This window comes from Streptomyces sp. NRRL B-1347 (genome assembly GCF_000720325.1).
GTDB lineage: Bacteria > Actinomycetota > Actinomycetes > Streptomycetales > Streptomycetaceae > Streptomyces.
The window spans coordinates 77,605-97,400 of the sequence record NZ_JOJM01000036.1 but is presented as its reverse complement, the minus strand read 5'-3'; the positions used below and the strand labels follow the sequence as shown (position 1 = coordinate 97,400).

Genomic DNA, 19,796 nt, shown 5'->3' with positions numbered 1-19,796 from the left:
CCCTCACCCTCCCCCCAACCCCACCGAACAACACCCCGCGCCCCCACCAACCGCCCTCCCGCTGCCCGCCCGTCGCCGGGGCAGGTACGGGTGGGTGGGAGAAGGGGCTTCGGGGCAGGTTCCGTGCGGGGGCTCGTGCTGTCACCATGCTCACCCAGGCTGAGGGGGAGGCGCGGATGGCAGAGGTGTTCTTGCGGCGGCTGTCACGTTGGCAGGCGGAGCAGCAGCGCGAGGACGTGGCGACCGTGTACACGGCGTGCCACGAACAGGCCCGGTATCAAGAACAGGGCAGCACCCGGGACGTGGGCAGGGGCCCGGGGCAGGCCCCGTACAGGATCGGCGGGCAGGAGCGCACCGAGTTCCTGGCCAGGTTCGAACGGCACGTGCAGGAGCGTGACTTCGACATGGTGGCCGCCGACTCCGCCGCGGGCCTGGTCGGCTGCCTGTACGGCTACCGCGCCGCCCCGGAAACGCCGGACTTCGCGGCCCTGCGCGACGTCCTGCCGCCCGCGGCGACGGCCGCGGCCGCGGCGGGCCGGCTGTTCCTGCTGGTGGAGCTGATGGTGCTGCCGGAGCACCGCCGCAGGCGGGTGGCGACCCGCCTGCGGGACCTGCTCCTGGCCAGGCACGGCACGGACGTCGTGGTCACGACGCTGGCCGCGGCGCCGGGCGAAGAGAGCGCGCACGAGGTGCTGCGGGCCTGGTCGTGCACGCGGCTCGGCGCGTTCGGGACGCCGCCGCGGGAGGCCTGGCTGCACCCGGCCTAGGACCGGGGCCGGCCGGCCTTCAGGGAGTACATCAGCGGCACGCGCGGGCTGGTGGCCGGATGGCGGTAGAGGCCCTCGCGCGGTTCGAGCGCGGCGAACCTCCGGAAGAGGGTCACGTCGTGCTCGTGCAGGAAGTCGACGCGCAGGCCCGCCTGCGCGAGGGCCGTGACGACCTCGCCGACGGGGTGCTGCCACTCGACGCTGCGGTTGTGGACGGTGACGGCGTCCCCGTCGGCGTACCCGCCGGGCCCGTCGTCGACCCACGGGTCGCGCGCGAAGTAGTCGTGCTCGATCCGCGTGCCGGTGGCGTCGTCGAGTACGTCCGTGAGGGGGTGGAACTCGGCGAGGTAGAGGAAGCCCCCGGGTGCGACGAGCGAGGCGGCGGTCTCGGCCCAGCGCCGGATGTCGGGCAGCCAGCACAGGGCCCCGGCACCGGTGTAGACGATGTCGTACGTGGAGTCCGGCACGGCGCCGGCGGCGTCGTACACGTCGGCCGCGACGAACGCCGCCCGGTCCTGGGTGAAGCCGAGCTCGGCGGCGAGGCCGCGGGCGGCCGCCACGGCGGGCTCGGAGAAGTCGAGGCCGACGACGCGGGCGGCGCCGTGCCGCGCCCAGGCGAGGGTGTCGAGCCCGATGTGGCACTGGAGGTGCAGCAGGGAGCGGCCGGTGACGTCACCGATCTCGGCGCGTTCGAAGTCCCGCAGCGGGTCCTTGCCCGCGCGGAAGGCGGCGAGGTCGTAGTAGTCGCTGGCCAGGTGGATCGGCACACGCTCGTCCCAGCGCCGCCGGTTGGACTCGCGCCAGCCGGCGGGGTTCGGTGTGTACATGCCCGAAAGTTATCCACAGGCTGGGGACCCTCGCCAGCGAATTGCCGGGAGAGCCAGGCACTATGGGGCCATGAGTGAGACGGGTAAGCAGGCGGACGCAGGAACCGGAAGCGACGCGGGGGCGGGGCGCGGCGCGGGCACCGGAGGGGACGCGGCGGGCGCCGCGACGCCCGAGTGGGAGAAGCGCTTCCGCGCGCCGCGCGTCTCCCTGCCGGACTGGGCGGAGGACGCCCCGGACCGCTCCCTGTTCGTGTCGAACGCGACGGGGACGTACGAGCTGTACGCCTGGGACCGCGCGACGGGCGCCCAGCGCCAGGTCACCGACCGGGCGAACGGCACGACGGACGGCCTCCTCTCCCCCGACGGCCAGTGGATCTGGTGGTTCGACGACAAGGACGGGGACGAGTTCGGCGTGTGGCGCCGCCAGCCCTTCGCGGGCGGCGCGGACGAGGCCGCCGTGCCCGGCCTCGCCCCCTCCTATCCGGCCGGGCTCGCCCTCGGCCGGGACGGCCGCACGGTCGTGGTGGGCCGCTCCACGGACGAGGACGGCACGACGGTCCACGTCGTGGGCCCGGACGCGGCCCCCGGCGCCGAGCCCGTCGAGATCTACCGCCACCGCGAGTCCGCGGGCGTCGGCGACCTCTCGCACGACGGCTCCCTGATCGTCGTCGAGCACACGGAGCACGGCGACGCGATGCACTCCGCCCTGCGCGTCCTGCGCCTGGACGGCTCGCCGGTCGCCGAGCTCGACGACACCAAGGGCGGCGAGGTCGAGCTCGGCCTGGAGTCCCTCGGCTTCGCGCCGGTCGAGGGGGACACCCGGCTCCTCGTCGGCCACCAGCGCCGCGGCCGCTGGGAGCCGATGCTGTGGGACGTGGCGTCGGGCGAGGAGACGGACCTGGCCCTCGACCTGCCGGGCGACGTGTCGGCGGAGTGGTATCCCGACGGCTCGGCGCTGCTCGTCGCGCACGGCTTCGAGGCCCGCGGCGACCTGTGGCGGTTCGACCTGGCCACCCGCGAGCTGACCCGCGTCGAGACCCCGCGCGGCTCGGTGTCCGGCGCGACGGCCCGCCCGGACGGCACCGTGGAGTACATGTGGTCGTCGGCCGCCGAGCCGCCCGTCCTGCGCTCCACCTCCGGCCGGGTCGTCCTGGACCCGCCCGGCATGAAGGCGCCCGCGTCGGTGCCCGTGACGGACGCCTGGGTGGAGGGCCCCGGCGGCCGCGTCCACGCCCTGATCCAGAAGCCGGCCGGGGCCGAAGGGCCGCTGCCCACGGTCTTCGAGGTGCACGGCGGCCCCACCTGGCACGACAGCGACGCCTTCGCGGCGGGCCCCGCCGCCTGGGTCGACCACGGGTACGCGGTGGTCCGGGTCAACTACCGCGGCTCCACGGGGTACGGCCGCGAGTGGACCGACGCCCTCAAGCACCGCGTCGGGCTCATCGAGCTGGAGGACATCGCCGCGGTGCGCGACTGGGCCGTCGCCTCCGGCCTCGCGGACCCGGACCGCCTGATCCTCTCCGGCGGCTCCTGGGGCGGCTATCTCACGCTCCTCGGCCTCGGCACCCAGCCCGACGCCTGGGCGCTCGGCCTCGCCGCGGTCCCCGTCGCGGACTACGTGACGGCGTACCACGACGAGATGGAGGCCCTGAAGGCGATGGACCGCACCCTGTTCGGCGGGACGCCGGAGGAGGTGCCCGAGCGCTTCGAGGCCTCCTCCCCGCTGACGTACGTGGACGCGGTCAAGGCCCCGGTCTACATCTCCGCGGGGGTGAACGACCCGCGCTGCCCCATCCGCCAGGTGGAGAACTACGTGGACCGCCTCGCGGAGCGCGCCGCGGTCCACGAGGTGTACCGCTACGACGCGGGCCACGGCTCCCTCGTCGTCGACGAGCGCATCAAGCAGGTCGCCCTCGAGCTGGACTTCGCGGCCCGCCACCTGCGGTAGCCCGCGCGGGGCGCCCCGGGGACAGGCCGCCCCGGAGCGCCCCGTACCGTGGAGGGCGTGTACCGGTTCCTGCTGACCCCCCGCTGGTGGGGGATCAACGTCTTCGTCGCGCTGTCGATCCCGCTGTGCCTGTTCATGGGCTCCTGGCAGCTGAGCCGCTTCGAGGACCGCGTGCAGGACCACGAGGACGCCAAGCGGCAGACCGCCGTCGACACGAGCGCGAAGGCGCGGCCGCTGGCCGGGCTGCTGCCCGTGGACCGGGAGACGTCCGGCAAGCGGGCGACCGCCACCGGCCGGTACGGCAGGCAACTGCTCGTGCCGGAGCGCACGTTGGACGGCAGGAGCGGGTACTACGTGCTCACGCTCCTGCGCACCGACGGCGGCAAGTCGCTGCCGGTCGTGCGCGGCTGGCTGCCCGGCAAGGCCGACGCGGCGAAGGCGCCCGCGCCGCCGAAGGGCGAGGTCACCGTCACCGGCGCGCTCCAGGCCTCGGAGAGCCCCAGTTCGGACGGTGTACGCACGGCGGGCGGCCTGCCCACGGGCCAGGTCGGCATGATCAGTGCGGCCTCGCTCGTGAACCTCGTACCGGACGACTTGTACAACGCCTGGGTCACGCTCGACCGCGGCACCGACGGTCTGCGGCCGGTCCCCGCGGCCGCGCCGGAGGACTCGGGCCTGAACCTCAAGGCGTTCCAGAACCTGGGCTACACGGGCGAGTGGTTCGTCTTCGCGGGGTTCGTGGTGTTCATGTGGTTCCGTCTGTTCCGGCGCGAGCGGGAGTCCGCCCGGGACGCCGAGCTGGGGCTCGCGCAGGAGCCCGAGGCGCCGCAGCCCTCCGCCGTCTGACGAGGCCGGACGCCCCTGACACCGGGGCCGCCGAGGCCGCCGGGGAGTCCCGGCGCGCGCCCCGGCGCGGTGCGCTACTGCGCCGGAAGCACCCCGGTCTTGTACACCGTGCCCGAGCACGCGTTCGTCACCGTGGCGTCCGCCGACGGGGCGCCGGGCTCCGCCGTGAGGGACACCGCGACGCTGCCGTCCTTGGTGCCGTCCTCGCGGACCAGCTGCGGGGTCACGCCGCCGCCGTCGCCCGTGCCGCCCTCCGAGCCGGTGCCGCCCGCGCCGTTGTCGGACGGGGATGGGTTCGGCGTGGGCTCGCCGCCGTCGGCGGGGCACTGCGCCGAGGGCACCCAGGCGAAGCGCACCTCGTACGACGCGCCGGGCTTGAGGACGAGCGAGCTGGCCTCCTGGGCCGGATCGGGCAGTCCGGTGCCGTCGCCCGGGGTGTGGTCGACGACGTTGATGTCCGAGGGGCTGGTCGCGCCCTGGGCGGTGGCGGCCACGGCGCCCGCGTTGTCGACCGTGCAGCTGTTGCCGGAGGTGTTGGCGACGCGGAAGGTGCCGTAGACCTTGCCGTCGGCGTCGGCGGGCGCCACGGAGCTGGAGGCGTCGAGCTGGGCGGCGTCGCAGGCGGGCGAGCTGACGGCGTCGGTGCCCTGGTCGTCCGGCTCGGTGCCGCCGGTGGCGCCGCCCCTGCCGGTCTCGCCCTTGCCCTTGCCGTCCTTCTTCTTGCCCTGGTCGCCCTTGTCCTTGTCGCCCTTCTTCTCCTTCTTCTCCTTGCCGCCGCCGGTCTCCTTGCCGGAGGGCTCGGTGCCCTTGCCCTCGCTGCTGCCGCCCTGGCTGTGCTGGCTGTTGCCCGCACCCGCGATGGACGGCCGCGCGTCGGAGTCGTCCGACGAGCGGGTGACGTGCACGAGCGCGGGCACGGCGGTGGCCGCGAAGAGGACGACGGCGGCCGCGCCGACGAAGGCCTGGCGCTTGCGGGCCCGGCGGGCGGGCACCGCGTGCCGGAGCTTCTCCAGAGCCGCGTCGCCCGGTTCGATGTCCTGGACGGCGGTGCGCAGCAGCCGCCGCAGCGCCAGCTCGTCGTCGGCGAGCCCGCCGGGAGCGTCGAGTGCGCCGGGCGCGTCGGGGCCGTCGACGGCGGCCAGCCGCCCGAGCCCGCGAAGCCGCTCCGTGACGTCCACCGCGTCCGGTACCCCGGACGCACTCGATGCGCTCGCTGCGTTCGGTACGTCGTGTCCGTGGTCGAGGCGGTCGCCGCCGCCCGGCCGGTGCTTCACCGTGTCGTTCCCAGCGTCGTGCTCGTGCTCGTGGTGCTTGTCCATGTCGCCCGCTCCGCTCATGCCGGGGCCTCCATGGCGACACGCAGGGCGGCGATGCCGCGCGAGCCGTAGGCCTTGACCGAGCCGAGCGATATGCCGAGCGTCTCGGCGACCTGGGCCTCGGTCATGTCCGCGAAGTACCGCAGGACGAGGACCTCGCGCTGGCGGCGCTGCAGGCCGCGCATGGCCTTGATCAGCTCGTCGCGCTCCAGCTGGTCGTACGCGCCCTCCTCGGCGCTCGCCATGTCGGGCATCGGCTTGGTCAGGAGCTTCAGACCGAGGATGCGCCGGCGCAGCGCGGACCGGGAGAGGTTCACCACGGTCTGGCGCAGGTACGCGAGGGTCTTCTCGGGGTCGCGGACGCGCTTGCGCGCGGAGTGGACGCGGATGAACGCCTCCTGCACGACGTCCTCGCAGGACGCGGTGTCGTCGAGGAGCAGGGCGGCGAGGCCGAGCAGCGACCGGTAGTGGGCGCGATAGGTCTCGGTGAGGTGGTCGACGGTGGTGCCCGCGGTCACGGCCACCTCATCGCCCTCGCGCTGCGTCGGAATGCGGGCGGGCCGCGTCACGGGCATGGGGGCGATCACCGGCATGCCGCCGGGTACGCGAGGACGGCGGGACGGTCGTAGTGCCGCCGCGCCGCTCGCGGTGAATTCGAGTACCTCTGCCACGCCTGTTGGACACGCTTCCCCCCATCAGGGTTGTACGCGTCAGGCATGGCGTTCGGCATCGCGTGCGCGGCGTGCCTCACAGGCACCGCTCTCCACGGTGCGTCAAAAGCCCCCATGCGTACCAGCTCTTCCCCTATGCCCCAATTGCTTTTCGCAGCGTTCAGGCCGCCCACCGGAGGGCGACGGCGAAGACGCTCACGCCGCCCGGTCGGTTGCAGCGGCCGGAAGCCGAATCTTCGAACGTACGGACGCCCCAGTTCAAGCGGTCTGGACCAGAGATCGGACACAGAACTTACACAGGTCCTACAGGGCGCTCCGCTTCGGGGAGCCGCTTCCCGGGCGGGCCCATGATCGATTCACGCGCCGGGGAACTCCCCCGCCACCAGCTCCGCGATCTGCACCGTGTTCAGGGCGGCGCCCTTGCGCAAGTTGTCCCCGCACACGAAGAGTTCGAGCGCGGCCGGGTCGTCCAGGGCGCGCCGGAGGCGTCCGACCCAGGTGGGGTCGGTGCCGACGGCGTCGGCGGGCGTCGGGAACTCACCGGCGGCGGGGTCGTCGAAGAGCACGACCCCGGGCGCGGTGGCGAGGATCTCCCGGGCCCGGGCGACGGTCACCTCGCCCTCGAAGCGCGCGTGGACGGTCAGCGAGTGCGTCGTGACGACCGGCACCCGTACGCAGGTGACCGCGACCTTCAGGTCCGGCAGGCCGAGGATCTTCCGGGACTCGTCCCTGACCTTCATCTCCTCCGACGACCAGCCGTCGTCGCGTACGGAACCGACCCAGGGCACCACGTTCAGGGCGACGGGCTCGGGGAACGGCCCGGTGTCGTCGCCGACGGCGCGGCGCAGGTCGCCGGGCCCGGTGCCGAGGTCGCTGTCCGCGACGAGCCGCAGCTGCCGCCGCAGGGTTTCGACGCCGTCGCGCCCGGCCCCGCTGACGGCCTGGTACGACGAGACCACGAGCTCCCGCAGGCCGAACTCGGCGTGCAGCGCGCCGAGGGCCACGATCATCGAGAGCGTGGTGCAGTTCGGGTTGGCGACGATGCCGCGCGGGCGGACGCGCGCGGCGTGCGGATTGACCTCAGGCACGACCAGGGGGACGTCCGGGTCCATCCGGAAGGCGGCGGAGTTGTCGACCACGACGACGCCCCGCGAGGCGGCGATGGGCGCCCACTGGGCCGCCACCTCGTCGGGCACGTCGAACATGACGACGTCGACGCCCTCGAAGACGTCCTCGCTGAGCGCGAGGACCTCGACCTCCTCACCGCGCACGGCCAGCTTGCGGCCGGCCGAGCGCGGTGAGGCGACGAGTCTGATCTCGCCCCAGATGTCGGCGTGCTGCGACAGGATCTGGAGCATCACCGAGCCGACGGCCCCGGTCGCCCCGACGACCGCGAGCGTCGGCTTGCGGTTCATCGGCCGGTGCCTCCATAGACCACGGCTTCGTCCGAGTCGGAGTCGAGGCCGAAGGCGGTGTGCACGGCGCGCACGGCCTCGTTGACGTCCTCGGCGCGGGTGACCACGGAGATGCGGATCTCGGAGGTCGAGATCAGCTCGATGTTCACGCCCGCGTCGGTCAGCGCCTCGAAGAACGTGGCGGTGACGCCGGGGTTCGTCTTCATGCCCGCGCCGACCAGGGAGATCTTCGCGATCTGGTCGTCGTAGCGCAGCGAGTCGAAGCCGACGCCCGCCTTCGTCTTCTCCAGGGCGTCGATGGCCTTGCGGCCCTCGGCCTTGGGCAGCGTGAAGGAGATGTCGGTGAGGCCCGTCGCGGCGGCCGACACGTTCTGGACGATCATGTCGAGGTTGATCTCGGCGTCGGCGACGGCGCGGAAGATCGCGGCGGCCTCGCCCGGCTTGTCCGGCACGCCCACGACCGTGATCTTGGCCTCGGACGTGTCGTGCGCGACACCAGAGATGATCGCCTGCTCCACCTTGCGGTCCCCTTGCGGTTCGTTGCTGACCCACGTGCCCTGCAGCCCACTGAAGGAGGACCGCACGTGGATCGGGATGTTGTAGCGGCGCGCGTACTCCACACAGCGGTGGAGCAGCACCTTGGACCCGGAGCTGGCCAGCTCCAGCATGTCCCCGAAGCTGATCCAGTCGATCTTCCGGGCCTTCTTCACGACGCGCGGGTCGGCGGTGAAGACGCCGTCCACGTCCGTGTAGATCTCGCACACCTCCGCGTCGAGCGCGGCGGCGAGGGCGACGGCCGTGGTGTCGGACCCGCCACGACCCAGGGTCGTGATGTCCTTCTTGTCCTGGCTCACGCCCTGGAACCCGGCGACGATGGCGATGTTGCCCTCGTCGAGCGCGGTCCGGATGCGGCCCGGCGTCACGTCGATGATCCGGGCTTTGTTGTGGACCGAGTCGGTGATGACTCCGGCCTGACTGCCCGTGAACGACTGGGCCTCGTGGCCCAGGTTTTTGATCGCCATGGCCAGCAGGGCCATGGAGATCCGCTCTCCGGCGGTCAGCAGCATGTCGAATTCGCGCCCGGCAGGGATCGGCGACACCTGCCCGGCAAGATCGATCAACTCATCCGTCGTGTCACCCATCGCCGACACCACGACGACCACCTGGTGGCCGTTCTTCTTGGCGTCGACGATGCGCTTGGCGACCCGCTTGATGCCCTCGGCATCGGCTACGGAGGAGCCTCCGTACTTCTGCACGACAAGGCCCACGTGCGCTCCTCGCTCAGTTACGTCTCTTCCCGCCTGTGGCGGTCGGCTCAGTCTAACGAGCGGCCGAATTCCGCCCCGGAAGTATCAGATCGTGAGATGTCCCGCTCACGTCGTGATCACCCGACGGCTCCCTGTCCTCCGGCCGCTCCGAGAACTCCACTGCCCGCTACGGAGCGGAGCACTCCGTAAAGTGGGGTGGGTCACAGGGGCGCGCGGGGCCACTGAGGGGGCTCCGCCTCAGTCGGCGTACTCCTTGAGCTTCTCCGTGTCGAGGGCGAAGCCGACGGGGTCGGGCAGCTCGACGGTCTCCCCGAAGGACCGCCTGATCACGCTGCGGTACGTACCGCCCTTCGGCTCGGCGTGCACGATGACCTCGCTGCTGTCGCGGTCGACGAGCAGGTACACGGGGATGCCCGCGGCGGCGTAGGCGCTGGGCTTCTCGACGCGGTCGCGCTGGTCGGCGTCGCGGTCGCACGAGGTCACCTCCACCGCCATGAGCACGCCCTCAGGGGACGCCCATTCCCCCACCTGGCCGACGAAGTGATCCAGCGGCGCCAGAGCCCCGTCCGCACGGGCGCGCCCTTTCCGATACGTGGGGACCTTGAGCCCCTGCTCCGGATACAGGGCCAGTTCGGGCCGCTGCTGCATGCACTGCCGCAGCAGCCACATGACCATTGCCCCGTGGACCTGGTCCGGCACGGGCTTGACCTCCAGCTTTCCGTTGAGGAATTCGAGCTGGTTGCGCAGCGTTTCCGGGGCCCTGTGGACGAGTTCCTCGAAGTCCTCGACGGACATCTGCGGGCGCTCTTCGAAGCTGGGGGTCATGGCGTCGCCTCCTCGACTCCATGGTGCCCGCACCGGCGCGTACGGCACGCTCATCCGCGCCTCCTGGGCGCGAAGCCCGCCGCGAGCCGCACCTCGTCGGCGCGCAGGGGCACGGCGTCCGGCCGGGTCGGGGCCGCCAGGAAGGTGTCCGGGACCGCGCCGGGGACGACCTGGTCCGGCTCCTCCGCCAGGCACTCCGCGCGGCAGTCCGCGCAGAGTCCGTTGATCAGCTCCGTGGTGGTCTCCGGCTCCTCGCAGAGGCCGCAGATCATCACCGCGCGGGTGACGCGGGCCCGGAGCCGGGTCTTGCCCGGCGCCTTGGGCAGCTTGGGGGGCATCTTGTTCTCCAGTCTGTTGCGGGTGAGGCCGCCCGGGTTGGTGACGGCCTCGGGCAGGCCGGTGGTCAGGGCCTCGGTGATGTCGGTCGGGGTCGCCCCGCGCGCCAGCCACTCGGCGGCGAGGGGTTCCAGCGCCCGGCAGTCGCGCTCGGACAGGGCGAGCCGCCGGTCCGCCGCGCGGAGCCGGGCGAGGGTGTTGTGGGCCGCGCTCGCCTCGGGCACGGGCTCGGGCTCCGGCACGGGCTCGGGCACGGGCACGGGCTCGGGCACGGGCTCGGGCTCGGGCACGGGCTCGGGCTCGGTTTCCTCTTCGGTTCCGGTCCGGGCGAGGCCCGGCGCGTACTGGTCCGTCACGTCCCGCCCGTGCCGCTCCCGCACGAACTCCGCCCACCACTCCGGTGACTTGGGCTCCCGCGACCAGTACGTCCTGGTCACCCACCGCATGGAGTTGTCCTCGACGGTGAGGTGTTCCTTGATCCAGCGCAGGTGGCCCGCCTCGATCAGGCGGCCCATCGACGTACGGACGGCCTGCTGGCCGTAGCGGGGGTGCTCGGCGGCGATGACCTTGTGCCCCATCGCCGCGCCAACAGCGAGGTGGTCGATGAAGGTCGCGATCTCCGCGTCGCGTGCGCTCAGGTGTGCGAAGTCGGCTTCGCTGTGCGGGGTTTCGTCACCCGCGTGACGTTTGCCGTAGCCCGTTCTGGCCATTGGGTGGGACGGGGACGGCAGGGCAGGACTAAGATTGGCGTAAGCCACGATCGACCACTTCTCGATTCGTAGGTCAGGCCCCGATCCCGGTGTTGGCGCACCGGCCGGGGCCGTTTCTTTGCCGCGAACCTAGGGCGGCTTTACGTTCTGACGCAAGCTGACCACGGAACGTCACCCTGACGGGTGACGCTCCGTTCAACTCCCTTAGGGGGTGGGTTGGTTGGGTCTCACTTCAACCAACCAGACCCAGGGGAAGAGCTCGGATCTCGGGGCTCAAGCCCCGGGCTGAACTGCGGTGATGAAGGCCCTCCAGGCGGGTGCGGAGATGCGCAGCCGGGGCCCGGCGGGTTGATCGAAGGGCAGCACCTGGCGGCTTCGTACAGCACGAAGCTGAACGCAATCAGCGGCTCATGGCCAAACACGGCAGTAGGGCGCAGCGTAACGCCGCGCCCTACCGGGGGAGCCGGAAAACGGCCTACTGGACGGGGCGCAGGCCCAAGGGGCCGGCGATCTCCTCGGCCATGACCTTGCCCGCGGCCTCTTCCAGGGTCTCGTCCGTGAGGTCCTGGTCGGTGTCGAGGCCGTTGAGGTCCTCCAGGGGCTGGTTCAGGCGGACGTGCGCGACCAGGGACTGGAGGGCCCGCAGGGACGCCGACGCCGTGGCGCCCCAGTTGGAGAAGTAGGAGAACTGCCACCACCACAGGGCCTCCGTGGTGCGGCCCTCGCGGTAGTGGGCCAGGCCGTGGCGGAGGTCCGTTACGACGTCGGCCAGGTCGTCGGAGATGCGGCAGGCCACCGGGGCCTTGCGCGGCTCGTAGGGGTCGAAGACCTCGGAGTAGACGTCGATCGGGTCGAGCAGGACGGCCAGGCGCTCGCGGAGCTCGTCCACGTCGCCCTCCGGGCCCAGGTCCGGCTCGTAGCGCTCGTCGGGGACGATGTCCTCGTGCGCGCCGAGGCGGCCCCCGGCCAGGAGCAGCTGGGAGACCTCTAGGAGGAGGAACGGGACGGCCGAGTCCGGCTCGTCGCCCCTCGCGACCTCCGTGACCGCGACGATGAAGCTCTCGATCTGGTCGGAGATCTGGACCGCGAAGTCGTCGGGGTCCTGGGACGCGGCGTGCACCAGCGTCTTCGGCTGGGGCTCAGGTGACTTAGACATCTAGGAGTCGTCTCCCCTCGAAAGCGCGGCCCAGGGTGACCTCGTCCGCGTATTCCAGATCTCCCCCGACAGGGAGTCCGCTGGCCAGGCGGGTGACCTTCAGGCCCATCGGCTTGATCATGCGCGCGAGGTACGTCGCCGTGGCCTCGCCCTCCAGGTTCGGGTCCGTCGCCAGGATCAGCTCGGTGACCGTGCCGTCGGCGAGGCGCGCGAGGAGTTCCCGTATGCGCAGGTCGTCGGGGCCCACGCCCTCGATGGGGCTGATGGCGCCGCCGAGCACGTGGTACCGGCCCCGGAACTCACGGGTCCGCTCGATCGCCACGACGTCCTTGGGCTCCTCGACCACACAGATCACCGAGGGGTCCCTACGGGCGTCACGGCAGATGTTGCAGAGCTCCTCCTGCGCCACGTTCCCGCAGGTCGCGCAGAAGCGGACCTTCTCCTTCACCTCAAGGAGCGCATGCGCGAGGCGCCGTACGTCCGTCGGCTCCGCCTGGAGGATGTGGAAGGCGATCCGCTGCGCGCTCTTGGGACCGACGCCGGGCAGCCTGCCCAATTCGTCGATGAGGTCCTGGACCACGCCTTCGTACAACGGACTGCCTTTCCTGCGGGTTTTCCGGGGTCAGTGTTCGGGGGTCAGGGGGCTTTGATACGTACCGTAGTTGGCCGCCGGGCGACTTTGAAGGTAACGGCGATTAGAACGGCAGGCCGGGGATGCCGCCGCCGCCCAGGCCCTGGGCCAGCGGGCCGAGCTTCTGCTGCTGGAGCGCCTGCGCGTTCTCGTTCGCCGCGTGCACGGCGGCCACGACCAGGTCCGCGAGGGTCTCCGTGTCCTCCGGGTCGACCGCCTTCGGGTCGATCACGAGGCCGCGCAGTTCACCGGAGCCGGTGACCGTGGCCTTGACGAGGCCGCCGCCCGCCTGGCCTTCGACCTCGGTGCGCGCGAGCTCCTCCTGGGCCTTCGCGAGGTCCTGCTGCATCTTCTGGGCCTGCTGGAGCAGCTGCTGCATGTTGGGCTGTCCACCACCGGGGATCACGATCAGCTCCTGGTGTCGGTCGAGTGCGTACGACGTGCTTGTCGGGCGGGTTGACGCCTGGCACGAGCCTACGTGGTGACGGGGGCGCGCGCCCCGGCACTCCCGGCGGCACTCTTTCGGGTGAGATCGGCGGCGCTCCTATACCTGATCAAGCACCCCTTCCAGGCGGAAAAGCCGTGAAAACGGCCGCATAGCCACCCATTGGGCGGTAGGACTTGTGCTCGCGCAGAGGCACCGTCCATTACGTTGCGTCACTTATGCGGAACTTATGCGGAAGCCGAGGGAGTGCCGGGTGAGCCACCACCAGCCGGAGATGCAGCCTGAGGGGGTGCCCCATGACGGGCACGAGGCCGGGGCGGGGGCGCCGGGCGGCGCGGGTGGCGGGCTCGGCGGCGCCCCCGGCGGCCGGGAGTTCCCCACGGGCGACTGGGGCGAGCCCGCGGCGCGCCTCGACGAGCTGTACCGGTGGGTGGAGCGGGGGGCGCTCGACACCGCCGCGTGGTATCTGCGCGACCGCGTCCGCAAGCGGCGCGGGGCCCGGCTCCTCAGGGGCGGCGCCGCGCTCGGGGCGCTCGGCACCGGGGTGCTGCCGCTGCTCGATCTGACCGGGGCGGTGGGGTCCTCGGCCACGTGGGGATTCGTTTCGCTGCTCGCGGGGGTCGCGTGCGTGGGGTGCGACCGGTACTTCGGCTTCACGTCCGGGTGGATGAGGGACGTCGCCACCGCGCAGGCCGTGCAGCGGCGGTTGCAGGTGCTCCAGTTCGACTGGGCGTCGGAGAGCGTGCGGGAGGTGCTCGGGCCGACGGAGGGGACCGCGAGCGAGGCGGCGGAGCGGTGCCTGGGGGTGCTGCGGAGGTTCTCCGACGACGTGACGGAGCTGGTGCGGGCCGAGACCGTGGACTGGATGGTGGAGTTCGGCGCGGGGGCCGCGCCGCTGGCCATGCAGTCCGGCGGGGGCGGGGCCGTGCCGGGCCCCGCCCGCGAGCCCGGCGCGGCCCCGGGGCGCTTCCCCCTGCCGCCCGGGGCCCGGCCGAACATGCCGCGCCAGCGGCCGCCGGAGCCGCGCTGAGGCGAGGGCCCCACACGGCGCGGTGATCCGCCGCGGCAGCGGCACGGCCGGCGGCTAGCTGTAGATGATCATTGAGCCCTGGGCCAGGCTGCGGGTCGTGGCCGCGTGCAGGCCGAGCCAGACGTGGCGTTCGCGGGCGAACGGGCTCGGGTCGTGGGGCGGCGGCGGGGCCGGTTCCTCCAGGGTCGTCGGGGACCGCGGCGGGGCCGGGGGCAGCGGCGGGTTCGCGGGGTCTATGCCGATGGACGGCGCCACGAACTCCAGCTCGCGCAGCAGGGCGTGGGAGGACCCCAGCGGCCCGCCGCCCGCGAGCAGCTCGTCGTTGGCGAGCGGCGCCGGGAAGTCCACGGGCACGTACGCCCCGGCGTGGTCGTAGTGCCACACCAGGTGCGACTGCTGGGCCGTCGCGTCGAACATCTCCAGGAGCTGCTCGTAGTCCCCGCCGAGCTCGTCGACCGGCGTGACCTCCAGGCCGCAGACGCGCAGCAGGTACGCGCGCCGCAGGAAGTGCAGCGCGTCGTAGTCGAAGCCCGCGACCGGCGCCACGTCGCCGGACAGGCCCGGCATGTACGCGTAGACGGGGACCGTCGGCAGTCCCGCGTCGGTCAGCGCCTTGTCGTACGCGGCGAGTTCCTCCGCGAAGGGGTTGTCGGGGCTGTGGCACAGCACATCGACGAGCGGGACGAGCCACAAGTCGCAGGCCAAGAAGGGCTCCTCGGGTCAGAACGTCGAACGTCGGACGACGTGGGGGTTCGGACGGGACGGGTGGGGGGTCGGTCGAGCGCTCGGGGGCGGACGCGGGTGGCGGAGGGGGCGGACGGGCGGACAGGGGGCGTACGCGGGGGTTCGCTACCGTGCGTGTTGTTCCCGCAGCGTAGTGGCAGCGGGGCCGCTCAGGATCCCCCTTGCACGTCCCAGATCCACACCCCGTCTACCCACTTTCCGCGCTGTCCAAGGAGGTCGTCGAGCGTGCTGCGCAGCGCCACGTCGGCGGCCTGCGGGGCGAGCACGACGACGCCCGCGTTCCAGTACCGCAGGTCCTCGCGCACGGCCCGGCGCCAGGCGTCCGTGGCGCGCACGGCCCGGCCCGTGCCCCGGATGTCGCGCAGCAGGTTGGAGGTGTTGCGGGGCGGGGCGCCGTAGATGCCGACGCGGTCCGGGCCCCAGGGCCCGTTGAAGTACCCGCCGGGGAGCCGGAAGCCCAGGCCCGCGGCGGTCTGCCAGTGCAGCGCCTCCGCGTAGCCGGGGTCGGGCAGCGGCACCGGGACGAGGGTCTCCCCCGCCGCCGTGTCGACGTACCGCTTCCAGGTGCCGTCGGCGATGAACGCCGGGACCTCGATCCGGTCCACGGCCTTCAGGGGCAGCGGTACGAGGGGCAGCAGGGCGGCGGCGACCGCGCCGAGGCCCGCGTACCGCAGGACGGCGGCCCGGGTGCGGCCCTTCGTGGACGCCCACCCCGGCGCCCGCCGCGTGCGCACGAGCAGCCGCTCGATCGCGAGCGCCACGAGCATGCCGAGCGCCGGAGCGCACACCATCGCCACGCGCCCCTCGATGACCGACTCGAAGAGCGGCCGGTCGGAGAGCAGGGCCCACGGCCCCGGCAGGACCACGTCCGTCAGCGGGATGCGGAACTTCGGGCCCAGGGACAGGAACGCCGCCGCGACCGCGGTGAACGCCAGCGCCTGCACCGCCGGACGCCGCCACAGCCACACCACGATCACCAGGGCGAGGACGACGAGCGGCCAGCCGTAGAAGGCGTTCTGCTCGGTCGGGTTCATCGAGAGCGAGGCGGCGCTCTCCGCGTCGCCCGCGAGGGAGCGCTCGGCGAAGGACAGCAGGGCGAGCGGGCTGTTGCCCGCGTTGTCGCCGTGCAGCACGCTCTTGTAGCTCTGCGGCCCGAAGAACTGCCACCACAGCGGGAAGGCGACCAGGGGCAGACAGACGCCGATGCCGATCGCCAGGCCCCGCGCGAGGGGGCGCCAGGCGGCGCGTGCGACATCGCGGCGCACCACCGCGTACGCGACGGTGAAGAGCACCATCCCCATCGCCGCGAGCAGCAGCGGCTCCTCGCCGAGGAAGATCTGGTACGTCGTGAACAGGCCGAGGACGACGCCGTCCCGTACGACGTGACGGCCCTCGCACAGGCGCAGCGCCCGCTCGATGATCAGCGGGATCATGAACAGGACGATGAAGTTCGGGTGCGCGTGCGCGTGGCTGACCATCGGCGGCGCGAAGGCGGCGAGCGCCGCGCCCACGGCGGCGGCTCCCCGGTGCCGCACGAGACGTCTGCGCAGCAGCCAGTACCAGGCGGTCGCGGTGGCGGCGAGGCCCAGCGTCATCGCCACGTTCAGGCTGACGGCCGGGCCGAGCGTCCAGGTCACGGGGGCCAGCGGGACGGACAGGCCGAGCATGACCGTGTTGGCCATGAGGTTCACGCCGTCCGGGGCGTTCTGGAACGTGGTGAACAGGGGGTTGTCGAGGTGCCTCACGTTGTGGGCGGTGACCTCGAAGAACCACTCCCACTGGTTCTGGTCCTGGAGGGCGTGCGGCAGGTAGCGGGTGTCCGGGGAGATCCAGCGCCGCGCGTACAGGGCGGTCGACGCGACCAGGAACAGGGCGGCGACGAGCAGGTCGGCGGGGCGCAGCGCGCGGGCGCGGAGCGCGGTCAGCTCGGCCAGGACGCGGACGTAGTCCGTGGGCCGCACCTTGGAGCCCTCCTGGTGCGACCACTGCACCGGCACCTCGGCGACCGGCCAGCCCTGGGCGCGGAAGTGGTGCAGGATCTCGACGTCGATGCCCCAGCCGCGCAGCCGTGACGCGGCGAAGGCCGCGCGGGCCCGGTCGCCGTCGAACAGCTTGAATCCGCACTGGGTGTCGCGGATCCCGGGGACGGCGACCGTGCGTATCAGGAAGTTCCCGCCCCGGCCGAGCAGCTCGCGCAGCCGGTGCTGGTGCACGCCGATGGTCGCGCCGGGCCGTGCCCGGGAGCCGACCGCCGCCGCGTTCCCTTCGGCGAGGGCCTTCTCCAGGACCTCCAGCTCCTCGATGGGCGCGGCCAGGTCGGCGTCCGTGACCAGGACGCGGCGGCCGTACGAGGCGAGGACGCCCTGGCGCAGGGCGTGGCCCTTGCCGCGGTTCCTGCCGCCGCGGACCAGCTGGATGCGCGGGTCGGCCGCGGCGGCCGCGGCGGCGATCTCCGCCGTGCGGTCCGTGGACCCGTCGTCGACGACGATCAGCTCCCACGCCGGGGGCTCGGGGGCCGCGTCCAGATAGGCGCGGACGGCCTCCAGGGTGGGGGCGAGGCGGCGCTCCTCGTTGAAGGCGGGGATGACGACGCTGAGGTCCACGGCGGTCATCCGGAAGCCCGCTCGTCGTCCCCTGCGGCCAGCGTCTCGATGAGCTTCAGGGAGTGCGCGTTGTACTGCGCGACGATCGCGTGCGCGGCGAGCGGGTCGCGGCGCGACACGGCGTCCACGAGCTCCGTGTGCCGCGACCACAGGCGGCCGCGCAGGTCGCCGCCGCGCTCCGCCTCGCGGCGCAGGTGCGGGACCGCGCACACCCAGGACTTCACGCGCAGGCGGTGCAGGAAGTCGGCGAGGTAGGCGTTGCCGAAGAGGGCGCTCAGCTCGCGCCAGAAGCGCAGGTCGTAGCCGATGAGGACGGTGAGGTCGCCGGCGGCGGCCGCGCGGGCCGCCTCCTCGCCGCGGCGGCGCACCGACACGAAGCCGCCCGACGGGACGGTGCGGCGCTCCGCCGTCACCGCGAGGTCGCGGAAGATGCCGTCGGCGACGAGGCCACGGGCCTCGATCATGCCGCGGTAGTCGGTGAGCGAGTGCTCGTGCACGCGGAAGCCGCGGTGCTGCACGGAGTCCAGGAGGCCCTGTGCGGAGAGGTTCACCAGGGCCTCGCGGACCGGGGTCGCGGAGACGCCGTACTGCTCGGCTATCTCCTTCACCGTGAACTCCTGGCCGGGCACGAGGCGGCCCGCGAGGATCTCGTCGCGCAGGGCGTCGGCGATCTGCTGGCGCAGGGTGCTGCGGATGACGGCGGGGCCGTCGGGTCCGGGCATGGTTGGTGGCCTCCCCCTGCGTGGTCGTGTCCGGGTCCGCTCGGACGACGTGGTAGGCGTCGTCGCTTACGAGCACGTCAGACTACGCGGTCGGGGTTCCGCCCCCGGAGCCCCGCCCGCCCTCGTACCCGGGCGGGGGCGAGGGCGGGCGGGTGCGGGAAGGGCCGTCGCCGGGGTCAGGCCACGTGGGTGTCGGCGATGTCCAGGGCGCGGTCCAGGGCGGCGAGGCCGGCCTTCGCCTCGGCGTCCGTGATGGTGCAGGGCGGCACCACGTGCGTCCGGTTCATGTTCACGAAGGGCCACAGGCCGTTCGCCTTCGCGGCGGCGGCGAACGCGGCCATGGGGGCGTTGGCCTCGCCGGTCGCGTTGTAGGGCACCAGCGGCTCCCGGGTCTCCCGGTCCCGTACGAGCTCCAGGGCCCAGAACATGCCGACGCCCCGCACCTCGCCCACGCTCGGGTGGCGCGCGGCCAGGTCGCGCAGGCCGGGGCCGATGACGTCGGCGCCGACGCGCGCCGCGTTCTCGACCACGCCCTCGTCCGCCATGACGGTCAGCGTCGCGACGGCGGCGGCGCAGGCCAGCGGGTGGCCGGAGTAGGTGAGGCCGCCCGGGTAGGGCCTGCGGGCGAAGGTCTCGGCGATCGCCGACGAGATCGCCACGCCGCCCAGCGGCACGTACCCGGAGTTCACGCCCTTGGCGAAGGTCAGCAGGTCCGGTACGACGCCGTCGTGGTGGTCCACGGCGAACCACGCGCCGGTGCGGCCGAAGCCCGCCATGACCTCGTCCAGGATCAGGACGATGCCGTGCCGGTCGCACAGCTCGCGCACGCCCGCGAGGTAGCCGGGCGGCGGGGGCATGATCCCCGCGGTGCCGGGGATGGTTTCGAGGATGATCGCCGCGATGGTCCCGGGACCCTCGAAGGCGATGGTGTCCTCCAGGTGCGTCAGGGCCCGCTCGCACTCCTGGGTCTCGTTCTCGGAGTAGAACGGGGACCGGTAGAGGAACGGCGCCCAGAAGTGCACGACGCCCGCCGACGCGGTGTCGGACGGCCAGCGCCGCGGGTCGCCGGTGAGGTTGATCGCGGCGGCGGTGGCGCCGTGGTACGAGCGGTACGCGGAGAGCACCTTGGGGCGGCCCGTGTGCAACCGGGCCATGCGGGTGGCGTTCTCGACGGCCTCGGCGCCCCCGTTGGTGAAGAAGATCTTGTCCAGGTCGCCCGGGGTGCGCTCGGCGATCAGCCGGGCCGCCTCCGAGCGGGCCTCGATCGCGAACGCCGGGGCGAACGTGGCCAGGCTCGCGGCCTGCTCCTGGATCGCGGCGACGACCTTGGGGTGCTGGTAGCCGATGTTCGTGTAGACGAGGCCGCTGGTGAAGTCGAGGTAACGGTTGCCCTCGTAGTCCCAGAAGTACGAGCCGTCCGCGCCGGCCACCGCGAGCGGGGTGATCAGTTCCTGGGCCGACCAGGAGTGGAAGACGTGCGCGCGGTCGGTTGCGGCGACCGCTGCGCCGAGCTGGGGGTTGGGCTGAGGGGTCATG

General features: G+C 72.8%; 18 protein-coding genes. 4 read left to right on the top strand and 14 right to left on the bottom strand.

The genetic code is table 11. The features are described from left to right. The first annotated feature begins 176 nt into the window (after positions 1 to 176). Positions 177 to 767, top strand: a complete 591-nt coding sequence (locus tag IG74_RS0127470; RefSeq protein WP_051855492.1) for a hypothetical protein — start codon at positions 177 to 179, stop codon at positions 765 to 767. Here the strand turns inward: IG74_RS0127470 and IG74_RS0127465 are convergent. Next, positions 764 to 1,594, bottom strand: a complete 831-nt coding sequence (locus tag IG74_RS0127465; RefSeq protein WP_030682794.1) for a class I SAM-dependent methyltransferase — start codon at positions 1,592 to 1,594, stop codon at positions 764 to 766. The genes IG74_RS0127470 and IG74_RS0127465 overlap by 4 nt on opposite strands. Positions 1,595 to 1,664: 70 nt before the next feature. Between IG74_RS0127465 and IG74_RS0127460 the strand changes: the two genes are divergently transcribed. Both IG74_RS0127460 and IG74_RS0127455 read left to right on the top strand, forming a co-directional pair. Continuing rightward, positions 1,665 to 3,542, top strand: a complete 1,878-nt coding sequence (locus tag IG74_RS0127460) for a prolyl oligopeptidase family serine peptidase (protein ID WP_030682792.1) — start codon at positions 1,665 to 1,667, stop codon at positions 3,540 to 3,542. Positions 3,543 to 3,599: 57 nt separating this feature from the next. Then, entirely contained in the window at positions 3,600 to 4,388 is a 789-nt protein-coding gene (locus IG74_RS0127455) for an SURF1 family protein (protein WP_030682790.1), read from the top strand. A gap of 74 nt (positions 4,389 to 4,462) precedes the next feature. Here the strand turns inward: IG74_RS0127455 and IG74_RS0127450 are convergent, their stop codons facing one another. The 9 genes from IG74_RS0127450 to IG74_RS0127410 form a co-directional block, all read right to left on the bottom strand. Continuing rightward, positions 4,463 to 5,725, bottom strand: coding sequence for a hypothetical protein (locus IG74_RS0127450; protein ID WP_078869076.1), 1,263 nt, complete (start codon positions 5,723 to 5,725; stop codon positions 4,463 to 4,465). Then, positions 5,722 to 6,375, bottom strand: a complete 654-nt coding sequence (locus IG74_RS0127445) for a SigE family RNA polymerase sigma factor (protein WP_078869075.1) — start codon at positions 6,373 to 6,375, stop codon at positions 5,722 to 5,724. Before IG74_RS0127445 ends, IG74_RS0127450 begins: the two co-directional genes overlap by 4 nt. 356 nt (positions 6,376 to 6,731) lie before the next feature. Then, positions 6,732 to 7,790: an aspartate-semialdehyde dehydrogenase gene (locus IG74_RS0127440; RefSeq protein WP_030682782.1), complete on the bottom strand. Its 1,059-nt coding sequence runs from the start codon at positions 7,788 to 7,790 to the stop codon at positions 6,732 to 6,734. Beyond that, a complete protein-coding gene (locus IG74_RS0127435; RefSeq protein ID WP_030682780.1) occupies positions 7,787 to 9,058 on the bottom strand; it encodes an aspartate kinase in 1,272 nt (423 codons plus the stop codon). Before IG74_RS0127435 ends, IG74_RS0127440 begins: the two co-directional genes overlap by 4 nt. 237 nt (positions 9,059 to 9,295) lie before the next feature. Beyond that, positions 9,296 to 9,883, bottom strand: coding sequence for a Uma2 family endonuclease (locus IG74_RS0127430; protein ID WP_030682778.1), 588 nt, complete (start codon positions 9,881 to 9,883; stop codon positions 9,296 to 9,298). Between the two features lie 50 nt (positions 9,884 to 9,933). Then, positions 9,934 to 10,929, bottom strand: coding sequence for a hypothetical protein (locus IG74_RS52830; protein WP_037826118.1), 996 nt, complete (start codon positions 10,927 to 10,929; stop codon positions 9,934 to 9,936). A 475-nt stretch (positions 10,930 to 11,404) separates the two neighbouring features. Continuing rightward, entirely contained in the window at positions 11,405 to 12,085 is a 681-nt protein-coding gene (locus IG74_RS0127420; protein ID WP_051855490.1) for a DUF5063 domain-containing protein, read from the bottom strand. Beyond that, on the bottom strand, positions 12,078 to 12,677 hold the full coding sequence (recR, locus tag IG74_RS0127415; RefSeq protein WP_030682774.1) for a recombination mediator RecR: 600 nt from the start codon (positions 12,675 to 12,677) through the stop codon (positions 12,078 to 12,080). Before recR ends, IG74_RS0127420 begins: the two co-directional genes overlap by 8 nt. 103 nt (positions 12,678 to 12,780) lie before the next feature. Further along, complete coding sequence (locus IG74_RS0127410; protein WP_078869071.1) at positions 12,781 to 13,122, bottom strand: YbaB/EbfC family nucleoid-associated protein; 342 nt, start codon at positions 13,120 to 13,122, stop codon at positions 12,781 to 12,783. A gap of 313 nt (positions 13,123 to 13,435) precedes the next feature. Here IG74_RS0127410 and IG74_RS0127405 point away from each other — a divergent pair, with 313 nt between their 5' ends. Further along, positions 13,436 to 14,191, top strand: a complete 756-nt coding sequence (locus IG74_RS0127405) for an SLATT domain-containing protein (protein WP_030682769.1) — start codon at positions 13,436 to 13,438, stop codon at positions 14,189 to 14,191. 54 nt (positions 14,192 to 14,245) lie between these two features. On the opposite strand, the gene IG74_RS0127400 is transcribed toward IG74_RS0127405, so the two are convergent. The 4 genes from IG74_RS0127400 to IG74_RS0127385 all read right to left on the bottom strand — a co-directional run bounded on the left by IG74_RS0127400 (position 14,246) and on the right by IG74_RS0127385 (position 19,795). Continuing rightward, positions 14,246 to 14,896 carry a hypothetical protein gene (locus IG74_RS0127400; RefSeq protein ID WP_030682767.1) on the bottom strand — a complete coding sequence of 217 codons (651 nt, stop codon included), beginning with the start codon at positions 14,894 to 14,896 and terminating at the stop codon, positions 14,246 to 14,248. Between the two features lie 188 nt (positions 14,897 to 15,084). Further along, complete coding sequence (locus IG74_RS0127395) at positions 15,085 to 17,547, bottom strand: dolichyl-phosphate beta-glucosyltransferase (protein ID WP_030682764.1); 2,463 nt, start codon at positions 17,545 to 17,547, stop codon at positions 15,085 to 15,087. Beyond that, positions 17,544 to 18,260: a GntR family transcriptional regulator gene (locus tag IG74_RS0127390; protein ID WP_030682762.1), complete on the bottom strand. Its 717-nt coding sequence runs from the start codon at positions 18,258 to 18,260 to the stop codon at positions 17,544 to 17,546. Before IG74_RS0127390 ends, IG74_RS0127395 begins: the two co-directional genes overlap by 4 nt. Before the next feature lie 176 nt (positions 18,261 to 18,436). Next, positions 18,437 to 19,795, bottom strand: coding sequence for an aspartate aminotransferase family protein (locus IG74_RS0127385; RefSeq protein WP_030682759.1), 1,359 nt, complete (start codon positions 19,793 to 19,795; stop codon positions 18,437 to 18,439). Position 19,796 lies beyond the last annotated feature (1 nt).